At 55.1% G+C, this 19669-nt stretch carries 13 protein-coding genes; 8 read left to right on the top strand and 5 right to left on the bottom strand.

Going from position 1 to position 19669, the window contains the following annotated elements; genetic code table 11:
• Positions 1 to 27: 27 nt before the first annotated feature.
• Positions 28 to 1587: a stalk domain-containing protein gene (locus MJ257_RS19940; RefSeq protein ID WP_240270902.1), complete on the bottom strand. Its 1560-nt coding sequence runs from the start codon at positions 1585 to 1587 to the stop codon at positions 28 to 30.
• Positions 1588 to 1628: 41 nt separating this feature from the next.
• Positions 1629 to 4004, bottom strand: coding sequence for a FecR domain-containing protein (locus MJ257_RS19935; protein ID WP_240270901.1), 2376 nt, complete (start codon positions 4002 to 4004; stop codon positions 1629 to 1631).
• A gap of 190 nt (positions 4005 to 4194) precedes the next feature.
• On the opposite strand from MJ257_RS19935, the gene MJ257_RS19930 reads away from it, so the two are divergent.
• From MJ257_RS19930 to MJ257_RS19900, 7 genes are all read left to right on the top strand, one after another.
• Positions 4195 to 6414: a helix-turn-helix domain-containing protein gene (locus tag MJ257_RS19930; RefSeq protein WP_240270900.1), complete on the top strand. Its 2220-nt coding sequence runs from the start codon at positions 4195 to 4197 to the stop codon at positions 6412 to 6414.
• 34 nt (positions 6415 to 6448) lie between these two features.
• A complete protein-coding gene (locus tag MJ257_RS19925) occupies positions 6449 to 8056 on the top strand; it encodes an extracellular solute-binding protein (RefSeq protein WP_240270899.1) in 1608 nt (535 codons plus the stop codon).
• Between the two features lie 258 nt (positions 8057 to 8314).
• The gene (locus tag MJ257_RS19920; protein WP_240270898.1) at positions 8315 to 9265 is read left to right on the top strand and encodes an ABC transporter permease; all 951 of its coding nucleotides are present in this window, start codon (positions 8315 to 8317) and stop codon (positions 9263 to 9265) included.
• Between the two features lie 17 nt (positions 9266 to 9282).
• Positions 9283 to 10155, top strand: a complete 873-nt coding sequence (locus MJ257_RS19915) for a carbohydrate ABC transporter permease (protein WP_240270897.1) — start codon at positions 9283 to 9285, stop codon at positions 10153 to 10155.
• 111 nt (positions 10156 to 10266) lie between these two features.
• Positions 10267 to 11889, top strand: a complete 1623-nt coding sequence (locus tag MJ257_RS19910) for an extracellular solute-binding protein (protein WP_240270896.1) — start codon at positions 10267 to 10269, stop codon at positions 11887 to 11889.
• Positions 11890 to 11904: 15 nt separating this feature from the next.
• On the top strand, positions 11905 to 13056 hold the full coding sequence (locus tag MJ257_RS19905) for a Gfo/Idh/MocA family protein (protein ID WP_240270895.1): 1152 nt from the start codon (positions 11905 to 11907) through the stop codon (positions 13054 to 13056).
• 22 nt (positions 13057 to 13078) lie between these two features.
• Entirely contained in the window at positions 13079 to 14161 is a 1083-nt protein-coding gene (locus MJ257_RS19900) for a Gfo/Idh/MocA family protein (RefSeq protein WP_240270894.1), read from the top strand.
• 78 nt (positions 14162 to 14239) lie between these two features.
• Here the strand turns inward: MJ257_RS19900 and MJ257_RS19895 are convergent, their stop codons facing one another.
• The 3 genes from MJ257_RS19895 to pdxR all read right to left on the bottom strand — a co-directional run bounded on the left by MJ257_RS19895 (position 14240) and on the right by pdxR (position 18525).
• Positions 14240 to 14818 (bottom strand): TetR/AcrR family transcriptional regulator, encoded by a 579-nt coding sequence (locus MJ257_RS19895; protein WP_240270893.1) that lies wholly within the window; start codon positions 14816 to 14818, stop codon positions 14240 to 14242.
• A 73-nt stretch (positions 14819 to 14891) separates the two neighbouring features.
• The gene (locus MJ257_RS19890; RefSeq protein WP_240270892.1) at positions 14892 to 17018 is read right to left on the bottom strand and encodes a YhgE/Pip domain-containing protein; all 2127 of its coding nucleotides are present in this window, start codon (positions 17016 to 17018) and stop codon (positions 14892 to 14894) included.
• 79 nt (positions 17019 to 17097) lie between these two features.
• Positions 17098 to 18525 (bottom strand): MocR-like pyridoxine biosynthesis transcription factor PdxR, encoded by a 1428-nt coding sequence (gene pdxR, locus MJ257_RS19885; RefSeq protein WP_240270891.1) that lies wholly within the window; start codon positions 18523 to 18525, stop codon positions 17098 to 17100.
• Between the two features lie 121 nt (positions 18526 to 18646).
• On the opposite strand from pdxR, the gene MJ257_RS19880 reads away from it, so the two are divergent.
• Positions 18647 to 19630 carry an aldo/keto reductase gene (locus tag MJ257_RS19880; protein WP_240270890.1) on the top strand — a complete coding sequence of 328 codons (984 nt, stop codon included), beginning with the start codon at positions 18647 to 18649 and terminating at the stop codon, positions 19628 to 19630.
• The last annotated feature ends 39 nt before the right edge of the window (positions 19631 to 19669 follow it).

The following is a 19669-nucleotide window of genomic DNA, read 5'->3' as shown; positions in this document are numbered from 1 at the left end:
TGGGGGCCGGTCCATTTATGACGGATATTAGTCCCGCAGCAATAACGTCTTGGTCTCCGCGTGCCAGTCGACCGCGGTGCCTAAAGGCTCGGCAATCAACCGAACGGGGACATAGGTGATGCCCTTATGAGTATATGGCGAGGCTTCTAACCGTACGGTTGTCCCTGGGGCCGTACCCAAGGTTACCTCGGGAGAGCCGACCGTCAAGGTTACCGACTTCCCGTTAGGCCCTGTTAAGGCGACCTTGTCATCCTTGTAGGTTACCGTATACCCGAGCGTCTCCGCTACGGCGCGCACCGGCAGCATGACCCGGCCGTCCTTCAACGCCGGAGGCGTGGCTAACTTGATTTCCTGTTGATTATGAAGGACGCGGATCGTCCCGTTTGCTTGCCAACCGCTCGGCAACGCGTAGAACTCGATCTTGCGTACTTTGTTGTTGAACGTATCCGCCACGTAAAGATCGCCGTCCTTATCGATCGAAACGTCGGACGGCCGGTACAGCCTCGCCGCCTCGTCGATCCCGTTGGCGTTGCCATGCTCGCCGGCCTGACCCGCGATCGTCGTCACGCGTCCGTCCTTCAGATAGCGAACGGCATGGTTCAGGCTGTCCGCGATGTAGACGCCGCCTACGGCGTCAATGGCAATGCCGCGGGGGCTGAAAAATCGAGCCGCGCCGGCAGGCCCGTCGACATAAGCTCCTTCGACGTAGAGCTTATTCTCAGCCAATTCGCCGCCTCCCGCGATCGTACGTACGGTTCCCGCCTCGAAATCCATGTAGCGGATGCGTTGGTTGCCGGTATCGCTAATGTAGAGGTTGCCCTTCGCGTCGAGCGCCAGCCCGGTAGGCTCGTTGAACCGCGCTTCAGCGATCGGGCCGTCCCGGAAGTCGCCGGTTCCTTCCACGACGCCGCTGAAGATTTCGGCAGTCCGCTCCGGCAAAGCGTTAAGCGTCGTCACTTGGCCGTCGGCGCCGATCTTCCGAATCGCGTGGTTCAGCGTATCGGCGACATAGACATTGCCTGCCGGATCAACAGCGACGTCGGACGGGGCGTAGAAGGAAGCGGCGCTCCCTTTCCCGTCCGCGTTCCCTAATAATCCGCTGCCGGCAAGAGTGGATACGGTGCCGTCCGGCGAGATTTTGCGGACGGCATGGTTTCCCTGGTCTGCCACATACACGTTTCCTTTGGCGTCGGAAGCGATCCCCAAAGGGCTCGAGAAGAAGCTGGTGTCGGCTGGGCCGTCGGCGTAGGCTCCCAGCGGGTGTCCTCCGTCCCCCGTCAGAAGATTCCATTCCGTTCCGGCGTAAACGGCTGCGCGATCGTTTCGAACGATGCGAATCCGATGATTGTCCGTATCGGATACCAGCACCGATCCGTCCGGCAACGCGAGCAACGCGGCGGGATGGCGGAACGCCGCCTCACCCGCGGCCCCGTTCCATTCCTCGTATTCGCCGCTGCCGGCCGCATCCTTTGTTTCGATCAGCGGTCTGCCCTCCGGCGAATCGATCGCCGCGCTGGCGGGGAGGACGCTTCCCCATATCAAGGCGCCCGCCAACCCGCAGACGCCAAATGCTCGATAGATTTTCATAAGTTCTCCTTATTCTTTAGGAATTGGGCTTGCCTGCTCGCTTATTCTTCCTCTGTACGGACCTCGATCGGATTGCCGTCTTGGTCGTAAAATCTCCAGGAGATCACCGTGATCCCGTCGCTGGATAACGGATCTACAATCGTGAATGGAAACAAGGCAAAAACCTCTTCGCCCTCGAAGGCGATTCCGCCCTCCACACTGAAGGAATAATTCGCAACTTTAACCGCTTCCCCGTCATACTCTCCATCGCTGACGTATACCGAATCCGTCACCGTGGACGGCGTGAATTTACCGGAGTTGTAATAGGTGATTCCTTCGCCCTGTTGCAGTTCTAAGCCGGTGCCGTGAGCGATCTCTAGCTCCGCCTCGTATAGCTTCATTTCGCCGGCGAACCGGTCGAGCGAAATGACCGCTTGAAGCTGCGTCGGAGAAATCCGCTCGATTCGCATAAAAGCATAGGCCGGAAGTTCCATCTCCGAGACGAGCAGCTGTACCGTACCTTCACTGCCTGCAAGCTTCTCCGTTCCGGCGAACACCGCTCTATAAGTGCGCGGTTCTCCCGTAGCCTCTCCTTCGATCGGTACGTTGAAGGTCACGGTGCCGTCGGCACCAAGAGGCCCTGTTGCGAGTTCCCGATCCGCTTCATACAGTTTGACGTCGCCGGTGATCGGCGTTGAACCGTGCGGCGGCGTCACGCGAACGGTAAACGGAATCGTTTCGCCGATCATGACTTCCCGGTGAGGTGTCGTAACTGCCGTCGTGGTCTCCCCCTTGTTGACCTTCAGCACGGCCGGGAAGGACGTGCTGGCTTGCGTCGTTGACGTTCCGGCGGTTAGTGCGCTGACACTGTAGTCCCCGGCGTTAAGCTTCGCGAAGCTTTCTTCGGATGAAATGCTGGCGGTGGCTACGCCGTTAAGCGTTGACGCCGTAGCGATCGTTTGCGTCCCCATCCGGAAGGCTACGGATGTGCCGTCCGGTACGGGGCGTTCCGTTTGGGAGATCGTCACGCGGGCAGTCAAGACGAAAGGTTCGCCTGCATAGATCGAGGCGGGACTGACTTGGACCGTCGTAGAGGTTGCGAGCAGGACCGGTCCGGGAGAATTTCCGCCCGAGCTTCCTCCGCCCGAGCTTCCGTCGGAGGGCTGCTTCGTGTCGGGAGGATTCTTGGTGCCGGGATTCTTCGTCCCTTGCTGCTGCCGGATCTTTTCCGCTTCTTTCTGCTGAATGCGATCTTCAAGCGCATTTCTTTGCGCTTCAGCCAGGTCGGACAAGTACCGATCGATAGCTTCTTGCATTTTTTCCTGCGCCTTCCGCTCGTTTTGTTGCCTTAGTTCTTCGGCTTGCTGCTGGATCTGCTGAATCAGCGTCTGGTTTGAATTGATGATGGCGAGTTTCTTTTCCTCTTTCGCAGCAATCTGTTGCTGTTGCTTGGCTTTCGCCTCCGCCAACTGTTCCTGCCGCTTCACATACTCCGGATCGTTGGCTAAAGGATTCGCCGGGGCGGTCACCGGCCGGAACGGAGCATAAGAAGAAGGGGCTCCGCCGTTTGGATGGGCTTGATCCAGCAGGCTTTGGATCTCTTGTTGGGACAACAGGCCGTTCGATTGATTAATAATCCGCTGGATGGAATCTTGATAGTAATCGGAGGAGAGAGGCGTTTGCCCCGCCGGGGTTGAGACCTGCTGCTGAAGCTCTTGATCGATTTTACCTGTCGATTCGATCAGGCTGGCCAGGACCGAATTGGCAGACAGGGGGATCAACTGCTGGGGGTCGATCACGGTGTTGGCGGGCGAGGATTGGGGCAACATCTCGATTTGCTGTGCCGGCAGCACGATCATACCGCCCGATCCATTCCCCCCGCCCGATTCGCCGATGGATCCGGGCGCCATTGGCGATACGGCGACTCTTCCGGACAATACGGCGGCATACGTCGAACCGAGAACCGGATCGACGGCGACCATGAAGTGGGTCCCTTGAACGCCCATTTCGGTTGTCGGCGTCTCGACCTGGTAAGAGCCGTGCGTTCCGGCAAGATCCTGGACGCTGTTCATCATCGAACCCGACCAGGTATGGAAAGCCGTCTCGGTTCCACCGGAAGCGTTCTTCCGCAGCTTGGACAACGTACCGCTCCAATTCTCGCCGAGAACGATCTCATCGTCACGGTCGGAGACCCGGAGCGTTAAGCTTCCGCCTTTTCCGACATGGATCAGATCTCCTTCCTCGAAGGTCATTCCGTCAAATACGCGTAGTTCCTTCGTACCTCCGCTTTTCGCCACATAAACCTCGCCGACGACTTCCGTGGCGATGGCTTTGCGGGCGGCTGCACCAAAAGCCGTTTCCGCGATACCCGCGATGCCGGCTGCCAGTACGATAACCAGGATAATGGAACATAAAGCCAAGCGTTTTATTGTCCTCAACAGATCATCCCCTACTTTGTTCTATTAAAAAATGTAAAATTTACTTAATTAACATTTTAAGGTCTCACAGCGACGCAGTGCAATGAATATCTAAAAACTTAAATAAAAAAGGAGAATCCCGAATAAATTGTTAATTAACAACACGAATGGGATCTCTTATAATGAATGAAACGGTTTGGGAGAGTTGTATATGAGAATGAACTGGTATTACCGTACGATTCTTTCCTATGCTCCGATTCTCTTCGTCATCATTTCCTCCATGATCTTCATGATTTTCCTGGCCCTCAACAACGCTTCCGAGCGAAAATACCTGGAGACCAACAAAGCGATCTTGGATCGGATCGTCTTTAACGCAGATGCGAATCTCATGTTGATCGAACGCAACGTCGTCAGCAAATTGTTGATGGATGGCGAGATTCAGAACTACTTCACGAACGGCCCCAAGGATGCGCTGGATGATTTCCTGCTGCAGAAAAAGATGATTGAATTGAGCTTGGCATTGCCTTTTGCCAACACCATTTATATCTACAATGAAGCCGAACAACGGATCATTTCGGATTTGGGATCCAATTCGCTGGGGGCGTTTGGCGATGCGGGCTTCTTGGCGTCCAACTACGGTAGGAAAGAATCCGCAGGCTGGTTTAATCCGCGGTCCTTTGCCTATCTGCCCCAAGGGGAGGAAGCGCAGCAGGTCGTCTCCTTGGTGAAATTTGCTTATACCGGGGACGACATGCGGGGGGCCCTCGTGGTGAACGTGTACCAGCGCTCTTTTCTGGAATATCTCAATTCATTAAGTGAAAGCGATTACAATCAAGTTCGCCTAGTTAATGCAGCTTCCGCTGAGGTGATGCCGGATTCGGAATCTGCCATGGACACGATTCAGGTTCAATCCGATTATACCGGCTGGACTTATCTCTCGGAGGGGGTTCATGACCAGGGCTACAACTGGCTATCCCTCTTCTCGAACGCGTGGATGGTCATTTGGGTTATCTTGATCCTGCTGGCCCTGATCGGGTTTACGATCGTGACCCACATCCACTACAAGCCCATCCAATCGATTACGGAAAAGGTCAGCCAATTTTCGAACCGGAAAAGCGAGGAACTGGGCATCAAAGGAGCGAACAACGAGTTCACGTTCATCGAAATGGCGCTGGACCACCTCTTGAAGCGGTCGCTGGATTACGAGAGCCTGCATAAGGAGGACAGTTTGCTGCGGCAGCAGCGGCTTTTTCACGACGTGTTGGCCGGGCATCTCGTGTTGACGGATGAAGAATTTCGGCAGCGGCTAGGCGAGTTCAACCTATCGGCCCCCTACGACCGGTTAGGCGTGATGGTGGCGGAGCTGGACCGGTATGCCGCGTTTACGGACAAATACAAGGTCAAAGACCAGCATTTGCTCAAATTTATTATCGAGAGCGCCTTCCGCGATCTGGGGCAAAGCCATCATTCGTTTGTATGGCATGCCTGGATGGAACCGCACCGCATCGCTTTCGTCGTGCATCATACGGCTTCCGATCCGCGCAGCAACCAGGCGGCCATCGCCTATGCAGAGGAATTCAAAAAATGGATTCATCAGCATCTGGAGCTGACGTTGTCCATCGGAATCGGGGCGGATTCGAAGTCGATCGAAACCCTCGCGGACTCCTATCGGAACGCGTTGGAGAACGTGGAACTCAAAACGGTGATCGGTTTACATTCGGTCATCGACAATCGGAAAAGCGCCGGCATCCTAAATCTGGATCGATATGCGTACCTCCAAGCCCTGGATTACGCCGCCCAGTCTTTCCGCATGAATGAAAGCGAATGGCGGGAAAAATTAACGCAGATCTTCGGCGAACTGGGGAAGATGCGGTTTCGCAAGCGGGATATGGCGGAGTTTGCCCAGGCGTTCATCAAACGGATGGATAAGGCGGTGCTGGCCTTGTCCTCCCCGATTCAAACCCGCTGGAAAGAAGATTATCAGGATCGGTTCGCCGGCCTGACCGAGACAGCGGAGACGTTGGAGGAATTTCAGGAACAGTTCATGAGCCTCATGAACCAGTTCGAGGCTTATGCAGAAGAGGATCGGCAAGCCCGCAGGCACCACAGCTTGGCCATGCAGGCCAAACATTTCATCGATGCGCATTTCGCCGATCCGGGTCTCTCCCTGGTCCAGGTCAGCGATTACCTGAACCTTCAGCCCAGCGCGCTGAGCGTTATTTTCAAAGAGGAGATGGGGGAGAAATTCGTGGATTACGTCTTGAAGGTCCGGATGCAGCAGGCCAAACAGCTCTTGCTGGAAACCGAGGACTCGATCCAGTCGGTGGCGGAGCATAGCGGTTACCAGAACGTCAATTCCTTCTACCGTGCCTTCAAGAAATTTCAGGACATTCCGCCAGGGGAGTACCGCAATATGTACCGTACGATTTAAAACAGAGTCGTCCCAAAGAGGGAGGAGGTGCGCTATGCCGCTTTCGAGGTCATGGTTATCGAAGCTGGCATTCGTCGTTTTGCTGGGTTTATTGGCGGGATGCAGCGGGATCGAAGGATCGAATTGGATAAGCTTGGCGTCGGACCCGGTCCGGCCCATAGCAGCGGACGGATTAGCGGCAGCTGACGACGGCTGGACCACGCTAAGAATTGAATTGTTCGAGCGCAGCAACAAGCCGATCGGCGCGCCGACGATCACTGATAACGCGATGACGCGGTACATTCAAGAGCACTTCGGGGATCCGGAGCGGATCCGGGTGGAATTCGTTACCGTCCCCCGTGCGGACGAAGTCAGGCGCTTGCAGGTGTTGATGGCCGCGAATCAAGCGCCGGATCTCGTGTTTACGTACGACCTGCCGACCGTCTACAATTTTTACACGCAGGGCAAATTAACCGATCTGTCGCCCTTACTGGAACGATACGGCTCAAGGCTGAAGCAGCTTCTGGGAGAAGATATCCTGAGTTACGGACGGATTCAGGAAACACAGTTTGCGATTCCGGCCAAACGGGTGCTAACGGCCCGAAGCACGACTCTGATCCGGGAGGATTGGCTCCGGGAAGCCGGATTGCCTTTGCCGGAGACGACGGAGGATTTTTACCGGGCGCTTCAGGCGTTTAAAGAAAACCGGCTGCGGAAGAACGGGGAGGTCATCTATCCCTACGGTCAAATCGATTATTATCACACGGCCCCGCTACAGTATTCGTTTTGGGATTGGGACCGGATCACCAAGGAGGACTTATACGCCGAACCGGGTTGGGCGATGCCCGGAAACAAGGAGGCGTTCCGGTTTCTGAACCGCCTGTATCATGAGGGTCTGATCGACCCGGACTTTCATCTGGACCGGTTCGCCCAACAATTTCAGAAGGACTTGGTGAACGGCCGCGTAGGTGCCGCAACCCCAAACACGAATGAGCCGGTATATATGGGATATCTTGCTGAATTGCAAAGGAATGATCCGAACGCCACCCTGATGCCGATCGATCCCTTCACAAGCGCAAGCGGCGAGAAGCCCAAGCCGATTTTGGAAAAAACGGGCATGTACATCATGGTTCCGAAAACGAGCAAAAACGCCGAGGCTGCCATCAAGTACTTGAATTGGATGGCACAGCCGGAGAACATCATTACGCTGCAGAACGGCGTGGAGGGAGTAACGTACCGGATGGAGGATGGCGTGCCGGTTACCCTGGAGAACGAGGATGCGGACCGCTTGTTATTTAATTATTTCGACTATTGCATCATCTTGAACGGGAAATATGTCAGCAGCCAGGACGAACGCATGAACCTGAAAGCCAACGCGTCCAATGCGCGATTCGAGGAATTTACGCGCAAAAGCGTGGAATACGGCATGAACGACGGGATCGAGACCCCGCGCATCCATGCGGTCTTATCTTCCGAAATTCGTTATGCGGCCATCTTGAATGAGAAGAGCGACGAGATCTTCGTGAAGGTGATCACGGCGGAGCCGGAGGAATTCGATGCCGTATACGATGAGGAAGTGGCGGAGTATTTATCCATGGGCGGACAGCAGGTCCGCGAAGAGAAGCACCAGGCCTATAAGGAGCAGAACCGCGGCATTCGATAATGGCCAATCGTACATGACGAGCAGGATGAGCTGAAAACCGTCCCAAGCAGGGAGCACTCCCTGAATGGGGCGTTTTTTTATGCCTGAAACCACCTGTTAACCCGCTGATGGAACAAAGGTTAGGCATATAAAAAAGGTGAAAAACCCGCATTGAAAAGAGAAGAAGCCTGTAAAAAAGGAGAATTTTCCATCGTCTTCCCCTCGTGTATAGTTAGCTGCAACCAAGCCATGGACTTACCAACCGAAAGGAGGATGCCGATGCAAACGGAAGTCAGGCGGGCGCGTTCACCGCTCCCCGTCAAACGGCGCAAGAATGGCATGGCCGCTTTTCAGCGGCAGTGGCCTTTGTATCTTCTGATGCTCTTGCCGATGACGTTCTTTATCGTATTTAAGTACATTCCGATGGCGGGCGTCGTAGTTGCTTTTAAGGACTACAACATTTTTAAGGGGATCTGGGCCAGCGAGTGGGTCGGATGGGACGTATTTCGGGAAATATTTGGGATGCCGCAGTTTTATAAAGCGCTGCGCAACACCTTGATGTTGAACGTTCTCTCCTTGCTTACCTTTCCGATTCCGATCATCCTGGCGATCATGCTGAACGAGCTGCGCGTCCGATGGTACAAGCGCGTAAGCCAAACCTTGCTGTATTTGCCTCACTTTATTTCCTGGGTCATCGTCGGCGGGATGGTCATTCAATTGCTAGCCACCAATACGGGCAGCGTGAATGAATTGATGAAAAGCCTCGGCGGCAAACCGATTCCGTTCCTCGAAGACACGGTGCTTTGGATTCTGACCTACACGGGAGCCGGGGTATGGCACTATGCGGGCTGGGGAACGATCCTATACTTGGCAGCGCTTACAGGGATCAATAAGGAGCTGTACGAAGCCGCCGAGGTAGACGGGGCGAGCCGGCTGCGACGAATCTGGCATATTACGCTGCCCGGGATCAAGCCGACGATCGTGGTGTTGTTTATCATCCAGATCGGCCATATGGCGGATATCAGCTTCGAACAGCCGTATGCCCTGCAGAACGGTTACGTCATGGATGTCGCTCAGGTGATCAGCACCTATGTGTACACGGTTGGGATTCAATCGGCGCAATTCGCGCTGGCGACGGCCGTAGGATTGTTCCAGTCGGTCATCGGGCTGATTCTGCTGCTCACGGCCGAACTCATTTCTAGAAAAGTAAACCAGCAAGGCATCTTCTAGCCAAGGAGGGAGCTCGCGTGATTCGGAATCCGGTTGATAAAGTGATCGATACCATCGTCATCGTGTTCATCGGACTGTTCGCCTTATTTTGCGTCGTGCCGATGATCCATATCTTCGCCTTATCCTTCAGCGGCAACCGGGCCATTATGTCGGGGGAAGTGTTCCTGTGGCCGGTCGACTGGAACTTCCATGCGTATTCCGCGGTTTTCGGGGACATCTCCATGATGCGTTCCCTAGCGCTGACGGTGATTCTGGTTGCCGTCTATACCGCAGTCGCTTTGGTGATGACCATTATGGCCGCGTATGCGTTAAGCCGGAGAAACTTCACGGGACGAAACGTGATGTTCGGCTTGATCGTCGTCACGATGTTTTTTAATCCCGGGATCATCCCCAATTACTTGCTCGTCAAAGAGCTGGGCCTGTTAAATTCGCCTCTGTCGCTCATTTTGCCTCTGATGATCAATGCGTTCCTGCTGATCATTATGAGGACTTCCTTCTCCGGGGTTCCTCATGAGCTGGAGGACTCGGCCTGGATGGACGGCTGCGGCCATTTCCGGTTTCTGCTCCGGGTGGTCCTCCCGCTTCAGTTGCCGATCCTCGCAACCATTGGGCTGTATTCGGCCGTGGACCGGTGGAACATGTTTCAGGACGCCTTGTTTTATATCAACGATAAGAATCTGTACCCGCTTCAGCTCAAGCTTTATCAGATGGTCATCAACAGCCAGGTGAACGATGCCACGGCGCAAGAAGGCTTTAACGCCGCGACTCCGATTCCCCAAGGCATCCAGTCGGCCAGCATCATGTTTGCCACCGTGCCGATATTGCTGGTCTACCCCTGGCTGCAGAAGTATTTCATTTCCGGCATGCTGCAGGGGGCCGTCAAAGGGTAGTCCCGGTGGAGGCAAGTCGATTTCGATAGTTGCTCTTCGGCGGACCATCGGCCTTGATGGCTGCGCCGAAGGTCACTATATACAAAACTAATCGAAAAGGGAGGCAACACCATGCGCAAACCAATACGCTCCTCGATGTTCGCCCTAGTTGCGTTGGTCCTGGCCGCGAGCTTGGCTTTGGCGGGCTGCGGCGGCGGGGGGAACAACGGCAAATCCGGCGGAGAGGGGAACGGCGGCGGGAATGCCGCGGCGACGAACAATGCCAAGGAGTCCGAACCGAAAGGGGAACGGATTACCTTGAAAGTGGAGCTGTTTGACCGCAACAATACGCCGGCGGGGGAGCCGCCAATAACGGATAACTTCATGACCCAGTATATCCAGAAAAATTTCGGTGACCCGAACAATATCGACGTCGAGTTCGTCACGGTGCCGCGCGCCGAAGAGGTGGATAAGCTGAACGTCCTGATGGCCTCGGGCTCCGCTCCGGACATCGTGTTCACGTATAACAAGCCTACCGTGCAAAACTACGTGAAAAGCGGAGGCTTAACCGACCTGGGACCGCTCATCGATCAGCATGGGCCGAACTTGAAGAAAGTGCTGGAGCCTTCTTTGCCTTATGGTGTGTTTGATGGGAAGCAATACACTCTTCCCGCGCTTCGCGTGATTCAAGCTCAGACCACTACCTTTATCCGCAAGGACTGGCTGGATCAATTAAATCTTCCGCTTCCTGAAACGACGGAGCAATTCGTGGATGCCATGCGTGCCTTTAAAGAGAAGGATCCTGGCAAAACGGGAGGCAAGGTCGTCCCTTACAGCTACATCGACGTGTTTCATATGATGCCATTGGTCAATTCGTTCTGGAAATGGGACGAAATTACGGACAAAGATCTGTATGCAGTCCCCCGCTGGCTCCAGCCGGGAAGCAAAGAGGGGTACCGATTGCTGAACCAGATGTACAACGAAGGATTGATCGACCCGGATTTTGCGCTCAGCGACGACTTTAGCCAGGCGTTCGCCCAGCAAGTCGTGAACAGCGTTGCCGGGGCGGGCACGCCCAATACCAATGAACCGGTGTACAACGGGTACTATGCCAACCTGAAGGCGAATAATCCGAACGCGGTGCTGGAGGCCATCGATCCGTTCTCCACTCCCGACGGGAAACATCCGAAGCCGATCTATGACCCGACCGGCGCTTACATTATGATCCCGGCGACGAGCAAAAACGCGGAGGCAGCCGTGAAATATTTGAACTGGATGGCTGATCCGAACAACATCCTGGTGCTGCAAAACGGCGAGGAAGGCGTATCTTACGAAATGAGCGAAGAGGGGCTGCCGCTGCTGCTGAATACGCCGGAGGCTCAGAACCTGCTGTACAACTACTATGATTACTGCATTATTTTGAATGGCAAGTACATTTCGACGGAGGACCCGAACAAGAACATTGCGGCCAATGCCTTCGATCCTGACTTTAAGGATTTCACCGTCAAGAGCATTCAAGCAGGCACCAACGACGGGTATACCCTGCCTCGCGTGGATATTGCGGTGGATGCCGAAATCAAATACGCCAAAATCCTGGAGGATTTCGAAAAAGAAATGCTGGCCAAGATCGTCACGGCTAAACCGGATCAATTCGACAAGGTCTATGACCAGAAGGTCGAGGAATATATGTCCATGGGCGGCAAGACGGTCATGGAAGGGAAACAGGCGGCCTACGACGAGTTTTACAAGAAGTAACAGGAGGGGAGCCGATTGATACAGGTAGCGGTAATCGGCGCCGGCGCGATATCGCCGGCCCATATTCAAGCGTATTTGCAGTTCCCGGAGCAGTGCCGCATTGTGGCAATCTGCGATATTTATCCAGAGAAGGCGCGGCAAAAAGCGGATCAATTTCAACTGGATGCGGAAATTTACGCCGACTACTCGGAAATGCTCCAACGCAGCGACATCGACCTGGTATCCGTATGCACGCCTCCGTATACCCATGCGGAGACGGCGATCGCTTTTTTGAAAGCAGGTAAGCACGTGATCGTCGAAAAGCCGATGGCTTCTTCGCTGGAGGAATGCGACCGGATGAACGAGGCGGTGGAGCAGAGCGGGAGAATGTTATCCGTCGTGGCGCAAAACCGGTTCACCACCCCCATGATGAAGCTGAAGCGGGTATTGGACACGAAGCTCATGGGGCCGATCGTGCACGCCCAAGTCGACTCTTACTGGTGGAGAGGCCATTGTTACTATGATCTGTGGTGGAGAGGAACCTGGGAGAAGGAAGGCGGCGGTTGCACGCTGAACCATGCGGTGCATCATATCGATATTTTTCAATGGATGAACGGCATGCCAGCCGAGATCACCGCGGTGATGAGCAACACCTCCCATGACAATGCCGAGGTCGAGGACATCTCTGTCGCCATCGCCCGTTACGATAACGGGGCATTAGCCCAACTGACCAGCTCCGTCGTGCATCACGGCCAGGAGCAGCAGTTGATCTTCCAGGGGAAGCACGCGCGAGTGTCCGCACCTTGGAAGGTGGCGGCTTCCGTTTCGAAGCCAAACGGATTCCCCGAGCAGGATGAGGAGCTGGAAGCCCGAATTCAGCAAGCATACGATGAGCAACCCGAGCTTCCGTATGAAGGTCATCGCGGCCAAATCCACGACGTCCTGAATGCGATCGAACAGGGCTCGCCCGTGCTGGTGGACGGCATTCAAGGCCGAAGAACGCTGGAGCTGATTACGGCAATTTACCAGTCGGCCAGCACCGGGCAAACGGTGAAGCTGCCGCTGGGTCCGGATAGCCCTTTTTATACGCGAGAGGGGATCTTGCAGAACGCGACCTATTTTTACGAGAAGAAGACCAGCGTGGAGAATTTCAGCGACAACCATATCACCTCGGGAGGCAATAGCTAAGGGGGAGAAGGGAGCAAACGCCATGACGGAGAAGCTAGACGGCATGAACTACGCCCCAAAAGGAAAGCCGAGCCCGGTAGTCGGGGAGGGCGAATTCCGGTTTGCGGCCATCGGATTGGATCATGGACATATCTACGGAATGTGCAACGGATTGATCGAGGCCGGAGCCGAGCTCGCAGCGGTTTACGATCCGGATCCGGAGAAGGTAAAGCGATTCATCGAGGCCTTTCCTCAAGCGGAGGCGGCCGAGTCCGAAGAAGAGATTTGGAAGGATCCGCAGATCAAACTGGTCGCATCGGCTTGCATTCCTGCCGACCGATGCGCATTAGGGCTTCGGGCGATGGAGCACGGCAAGCATTATTTTGCCGATAAGCCGGCCTTTACCACGTTGGAGCAGGTCGATCGGGCGCGACGGAAAACGGAAGAGACGGGGCTCAAATGGGGGATCTATTACGGCGAACGCTTGCACGTGGAGAGCGCCGTGTTTGCCGGCCAGTTGATCGAGGAAGGCGCCGTCGGCCGCGTGGTACAGGTGATCGGCACAGGCCCGCATCGCGCCAACCCCAAGGCTCGGCCGGATTGGTTCTTTGATCCGGACTGTTTCGGCGGGATCTTATGCGATATCGGGTCCCATCAGATCGAGCAATTTCTGCATTACGCAGGGGCAAAGAATGCGAAGGTCCTGCATAGCAAGGTCGCCAATTACAAGTTCAAGGCCTACCCCAGATTCGAGGATTTCGGCGACGCGACGCTGGTAGCGGATAACGGGGCGACCTTCTATTTCCGGGTGGATTGGCTGACTCCCGACGGCTTGGGGACGTGGGGCGACGGCAGAACCCTCATCCTGGGGACGGAAGGTTATATCGAAATTCGCAAATACATCGACATCGCCCGGGAAACGTCCGGCAATCATCTCTATTTGGTGAATCACGAAGGCGAATTCCACTATGACTGCTCCGGGAAAGTGGGGTACCCGTATTTCGGCGCATTCTTATTGGATATCCTGAACGGGACGGAAAACGCGATGCCACAGGAGCATGCGTTTAAAGCGGCGGCTTTATGTATAGAGGCGCAGACGCAAGCAGTTCGGATCGAAACGGCCTGATCCGTTTTCAATGGAGATTACTGACTAAGCCCGCAAACGATTCGTTTGCGGGCTTTCTGTTTGATAATAAACGACTACTTATTTATCGAGGATGGACATCGAGACGTTCGCGATTTGATGGAGTTTCTTTTTATCAGCGGATGCACGTCGTAGGACCCGAATTCCAATCATGGACGTATGCAAACTGGACGCAAGCAAACTAGGTTCTTGATGGGCCGAAATTTCCCCTGCTTGTTGCCCTTGTTGGATGAGCTCTTCCAGCAATTGCTCTTCCTTGCTAAATCCCTCGTTCGTCAATTCGCTTACGGCGGGATCCCTATAGGCCAACTCGGTTGCCGAGTTCACAAAGAAGCATCCGATCGGTTGCTCGCCTTTGGTTTCAATCAGATAGTCGAAGATCAGGCGGATGGATTCCTTTGCCGTGCGACCGCGCTGGGCTTCGGCTTTCAGGGTAGCGTCCGTAAGCTTCGCATACCGCTCCATCGTTTTGATAAAAAGCGTGTGCTTGTCCCCGAACGTATCGTACAAGCTGCGGCGATGAATCCCCATATGCTCAACCAGATCTTGAAGGGAAGTCTTCTCATACCCCTGTTCCCAGAATAAATGCATTGCCTTCAGGAGGACTTCATTTTCCTCGAACTCCTTGCTGCGTGCCATAACGTGTCACCCCTTCCCCCCTATCTTAGCATATGAGAACGAACGGTAAAAGTAGCTTAGGGAATGGAACCCATCAATGAATCAGCTTGGTTTTCTTCGCCTGCTTCGCTAAGCGTTGAGTCAGACCGCCGAGCGGTTTTTTCAGTACGGGCGCCAGCACGCAGCAAATGGCAACAAACAGGCACAACACCGAAATATCTTTGAGGACGATATCCGCCACCATGCCCCCTACCGACTCCCTTAGAACGCTGACGCCATAGGTGAACGGCATAAAAGGATTCAGGGCCTGGAAGAACGGACCCGAGGTGCTGACCGGAAAGGTTCCGCCCGAGCTGGAGAACTGAAGCACGAGGAAAATGATCGCTAATCCCTTACCGACATCGCCGAATAGGGAAACCATCGTATACGTCAGCGTGACGAACACGATGCTGATCAGAACGGCAAACAGCGGAAATGCGGCCTTGTTTACGACGTAGGTCCCCAGGATATACATGTCCCCAAAGGTGACGATCAACGCTTGAAACATCCCGATGGTCAAGAAAGTCATCATTCGGCCGAAATAGACGTGATAACTTCTGTACTGGCCTCCTGGATCATCCACTTCTGTCTTCAGTAAAGAGACCAACAGCATCGCCCCAACCCATAAAGCCAACGTCGTATAAAAGGGGGACATGGCCGATCCATAATTAGGGATCGGGAACTTTTTATCCTCCTTGATCGTCACGGGGTTCGCCAGAAACTCGCTTTCCTCCTTCAAATCGCTGTGCATCAGCTTAACCAGTTCATTGATGCGCTCGTTCCCCTGAGCTTGTCTAATCTCGTTCGCCGCTTTGCGAACGGCCTGCTCGAATTGCGGCAAATCATGGCGGGCGAAATCCGCTGCCCGGTGAACCGCATCTTCGGCCATCCCAAACTTGGCTTGATACAGGTTGGTCAATCTGTGAATATCCTCCTCCACGGCAGGCAGCTCATCCCGTACAAAATCAGCGGCTATCGTTAGCTTATCCCCGATCGCCTTCAAATCGCTGCGGAGGATTGCCGGTAACCGGTTCTCGAGATCCGCAAGGGCTTCCGCATCCCCCTGGATGTGTGACGCTGCCCCGTGAAGCTGCAAACGATATTGCGACAGCTCATTTCTTAAGGTGTTGAGTTGGGCCTCAGCGAGCTGGATTCCGGCCTGGGCCTGTTGAACATCCTGAGACAAGCGGGATCGTTGTGTCGATACCGTTCCGTAGTTATTGGCGAGCGACTCGGCTCTGTTCAGATCTTCGAGTAGGGATGCCGTCCATTCTCTCGCCCGATCGGCCGTATCAATCGCTTGGATCAAAGCCCCCTCGGCTTCAGCGAACCGGGCGTCAAGTCTTTGAATCCCGTCCGCGGCCTGGCTGATATCCGGCAGTGGCTCCAGAACGGCAATCGCCGCTTGCGCCGCTTGAGTCACTTGGGGCCAGCGTTCCTCTAGGGCCAGAACGGTGTTCCCGACCCGGGTCATCTCAGGGACGAGCTGCTCCAGCTCCATGATTTTCGCGGACTTAGCCTGGATTTCGGGCAGCTTGCGTTCCAATTCGATCGTTTTAACGCCGACCTCCTCGATGACCGGCAATCGAGATTCCAGCTCGAACACAAAGCTCTCCATTCTGCGGATGGTCGGCAGCTGACGCGTGATTTCCATGCCAAGCCGCTTTAGTTCTGCAAATACGGCTTCGCTTACGGCTTCGATAAAATTACGGTTGATTTGGGCAGAAATGTTCGATGCGCCTTTTTCCGTTATTTTCGGGGCAATGGCATTCACCTTTTCGTTCACCGAGTAATAGATTGCCGGTTTTTGGACGACGCCGCTCACGAAGCTGGCGATCTTGGCGGAGAAGTCAGCAGGGATCAGCAGGCTGGCATAATAATCGCCATGCAGGACTCCTCGTGCGGCTTCATTTTCGTCAACGAACGTCCAACCTAACTGTTGATTGCTTCTCAAACTCTTTAGTATTTCGTCGCCGATACGGATCGTCCGATTCTGTACGGTCGCTCCTTCATCCTTGCTGGTGACGGCAACCTTGATGCCTCCCGTGTGGGTATAAGGGTCCCACATGGCTTTCAAATTGACCCAAGCATAAACGGATGGCAAAACGGCAGCGCGACCATGAGTAGTAAGCCTGTCGGCACTTTGATGATGTTTGTCAAATCCGTTTTGTAGATGTGCCATATCTTTTTCATCGAGGTTCTCCTGTATCGTCAAAGACGGATATCGTGTGAGGTAAGCCGCCTGAAACATCGGCCTGTCGTCAACAGTTTCGACAAGCGTTAACCACTATAAACTCTCGCAACCGTGCGATCCCCGCTTCAATATTCTCTTCGGGAAGGTTGCCATAGCCGAGCAGGATATGCCGCGTGTAGTTCCCTTTGATCAGGCAGTAGTCCTCGACGCCGTAAACGCGAACGCCGTAGGCCTGGGCCTTGGACCAATCGACTCCGGCGGGAACCATGGTCATCTCGACTTGCAGGTGCATCCCGGCCTCGTCGCCTTGGATGAGCGCGCGGTCGCCGAAATGGCGTTTCAAAGCCCCGATCAGCAATTGCCGCCGCTGGCGATAGGTGTTTTTCATTTTGTGGATATGCCGGTCCAATCGGCCATCCTGCATGAACCTCGCCAAAGCGGCTTGGGACCAAGAGGGGGTGCGCAAATTTTGGGCTTCCCGCAGATCGGCTACTGGCCGGACGAGATGACGCGGGAGGACGAGAAAGCCCAGGCGCAAGCCTGGGGCCAGCGTTTTGCTGAACGTTCCCACGTAGATCACGCGATCGGGGTTTAAGGTTTGGAGTGGCGGGATGGGGACTCCCTTCAGACGAAAATCCCCGTCGTAGTCATCCTCGATGAGATAGGAGCCGGCCTCCTCTGCGAGCCGGACCGCCTGCTGCCGCCGCTGAATCGGCAAAATACCTCCGCCCGGGAACTGGTGGGAGGGCGTCAACAGCATGAGATGCCCCGGTTCCCACGCGGGAAGCTCGAACAGCTTCATGCCCGCGTTGTCTACGGCGACCGGCGAAATCCGATAACCGGCCCCACGAAAAATATGTTGCGTGAACTCGATTGTCGGATCCTCCAGGTACACGCCGTCAAATCGCTCCCGCAGCGTCTGGGCGATCAAGGCAAAGCCTTCGGAGGAGCCGGATACGATCATGATTTGGACCGGATGGCAGCGCATGCCTCTCGTTCGGTGCAAGTAAGCGGAAATTTCCCTGCGCAGGGATTCCTCACCGCGGATATCACCGTAATCGAAGGAACCGTTCGGCATCGCTTCCGCCGCTTCCTTCAAATATTTCGCCCAAAGCTGCCGAGGAAATTGACGCAAATCCGGCGTTCCGATCTCGAAATCGATGAGGTCCCCGGGACTCGGGGGAACCGGCTCGTCCGTCCGCCGTTCGACCTCGTGCCCTACGTCTTCGTCAGCGCTGGGAAGGCCCGCCCGTATTCCCCCGGCCACATAAGTCCCGGAGCCCGATTGGCCGATGAGATAACCCTCCGCGATTAATTGCTCATAAGCGTCGATGACTACATTTCGGGCAATGCCGAATTCCGCGGCCAGCTTTCGGGTGGGGGGGAGCCGCAATCCTTCGCCGAATTCGCTCTTTTCGATTTTTTGCCGGATTTGCCGGCAGAGCTGGGCCGTAATCGACATGTCCAAGGCAGGGTCAAGTTGGATTCCGAACATGGCAAGGTCCTTCTTTCCTCGAAATTGGTTCCTGAAAATAGATTGAAAATGGCTCTAAAAAGAACCGATTTCTTTTATTATACTGAGGGTGCATTCCAAAGGAATAGGGAGGAATTGGGAAATGGAAAAGAAATCGATAGGCTCTTCGCTTCGGGTCAGTCCGCTCGGGTTCGGGGGATGGGCGATCGGGGGACCGTTTTGGCTGGACGGCCTGCCGGACGGTTGGGGCGATATCCATGACGCGGAGTCGATTCGGGCAATCGAAACCGCGCTGGAACGGGGGATCAATTTCATCGATACGGCGGATGCTTACGGCACCGGCCACAGCGAGGAGATCATCGGGCAGGCGCTGCGAGGCCGGCGGCAAGACGCCGTCGTCGCCACGAAATTCGGCTTTACGTATGATGCTGCAAGCCGCAACGTGTTTACGAATATCGATGTGTCCCCCGGCTACATCCGCTCCGCCTGCCAGGCCTCCTTACGGCGCCTCGCCACGGATTACATCGATTTGTACCAGATTCACCCGGGCGAGTTCTCGGCCGAGCAGCTTGACGCGGCCATCGATGCGCTGGAACGGTTAAAGCAGGAGGGCCTCATCCGCGAATACGGCTGGAGCACCGCAAACACGGCCTGCGCTGAGCAGTTTGCTCAGCGGTCCTCCGGCGCCGCCATCCAGCATCCTTTTAATGTGCTCTCCAACGATAGCGCCATGGTGGAATTGTGCGAGCGGCACGGTCTGAGCAGCGTCAACAATTCTCCGCTGGCGATGGGACTGTTAAGCGGCAAGTTTACGGCTTCGTCGAACCTGCCGGCCGAGGATGTGCGCGGGAGCAGCCACGAGTGGGTGCTGTACTTTAAGGACGGCAAACCCAAAGCCGAATATTTGGCGAAGCTGGACGCGGTCCGCGAAATTCTGACGTCCGGCGGCCGGAGCCTGGTACAGGGGGCGCTGGCCTGGATTTGGGGGAAAAGCGCATGCACGATCCCGATCCCGGGGTTGAAGAACGTCAAGCAGGTGGAGGAAGCGGCGGAGGCCATCTCCTATGGTCCGCTGACCCCGGAGCAAATGAACGAAATCGAGTTGATTTTACGGGGACGGGCATAAGCAGAGACCCTGCAAACCAAAAGACCTTTTCGGGCAAAG

The sequence above is a fragment of the Paenibacillus timonensis genome, assembly GCF_022427145.1.
Taxonomy (GTDB): Bacteria; Bacillota; Bacilli; order Paenibacillales; family Paenibacillaceae; genus Fontibacillus; species Fontibacillus timonensis.
The sequence above is the reverse complement of the archived record's forward strand: the minus strand, read 5'-3'. Positions and strand labels throughout refer to the sequence as shown.

Bases quoted from the DNA above. Each gene is read 5' to 3' on its own strand.
- MJ257_RS19940 (WP_240270902.1), bottom strand. From the start codon at position 1,587: ATGAAAATCTATCGAGCATTTGGCGTCTGCGGGTTGGCGGGCGCCTTG.
- MJ257_RS19930 (WP_240270900.1), top strand. From the start codon at position 4,195: ATGAGAATGAACTGGTATTACCGTACGATTCTTTCCTATGCTCCGATT.
- MJ257_RS19925 (WP_240270899.1), top strand. From the start codon at position 6,449: ATGCCGCTTTCGAGGTCATGGTTATCGAAGCTGGCATTCGTCGTTTTG.
- MJ257_RS19920 (WP_240270898.1), top strand. From the start codon at position 8,315: ATGCAAACGGAAGTCAGGCGGGCGCGTTCACCGCTCCCCGTCAAACGG.
- MJ257_RS19910 (WP_240270896.1), top strand. From the start codon at position 10,267: ATGCGCAAACCAATACGCTCCTCGATGTTCGCCCTAGTTGCGTTGGTC.
- MJ257_RS19900 (WP_240270894.1), top strand. From the start codon at position 13,079: ATGACGGAGAAGCTAGACGGCATGAACTACGCCCCAAAAGGAAAGCCG.
- MJ257_RS19895 (WP_240270893.1), bottom strand. From the start codon at position 14,818: ATGGCACGCAGCAAGGAGTTCGAGGAAAATGAAGTCCTCCTGAAGGCA.
- MJ257_RS19890 (WP_240270892.1), bottom strand. From the start codon at position 17,018: ATGGCACATCTACAAAACGGATTTGACAAACATCATCAAAGTGCCGAC.
- pdxR (WP_240270891.1), bottom strand. From the start codon at position 18,525: ATGTTCGGAATCCAACTTGACCCTGCCTTGGACATGTCGATTACGGCC.
- MJ257_RS19880 (WP_240270890.1), top strand. From the start codon at position 18,647: ATGGAAAAGAAATCGATAGGCTCTTCGCTTCGGGTCAGTCCGCTCGGG.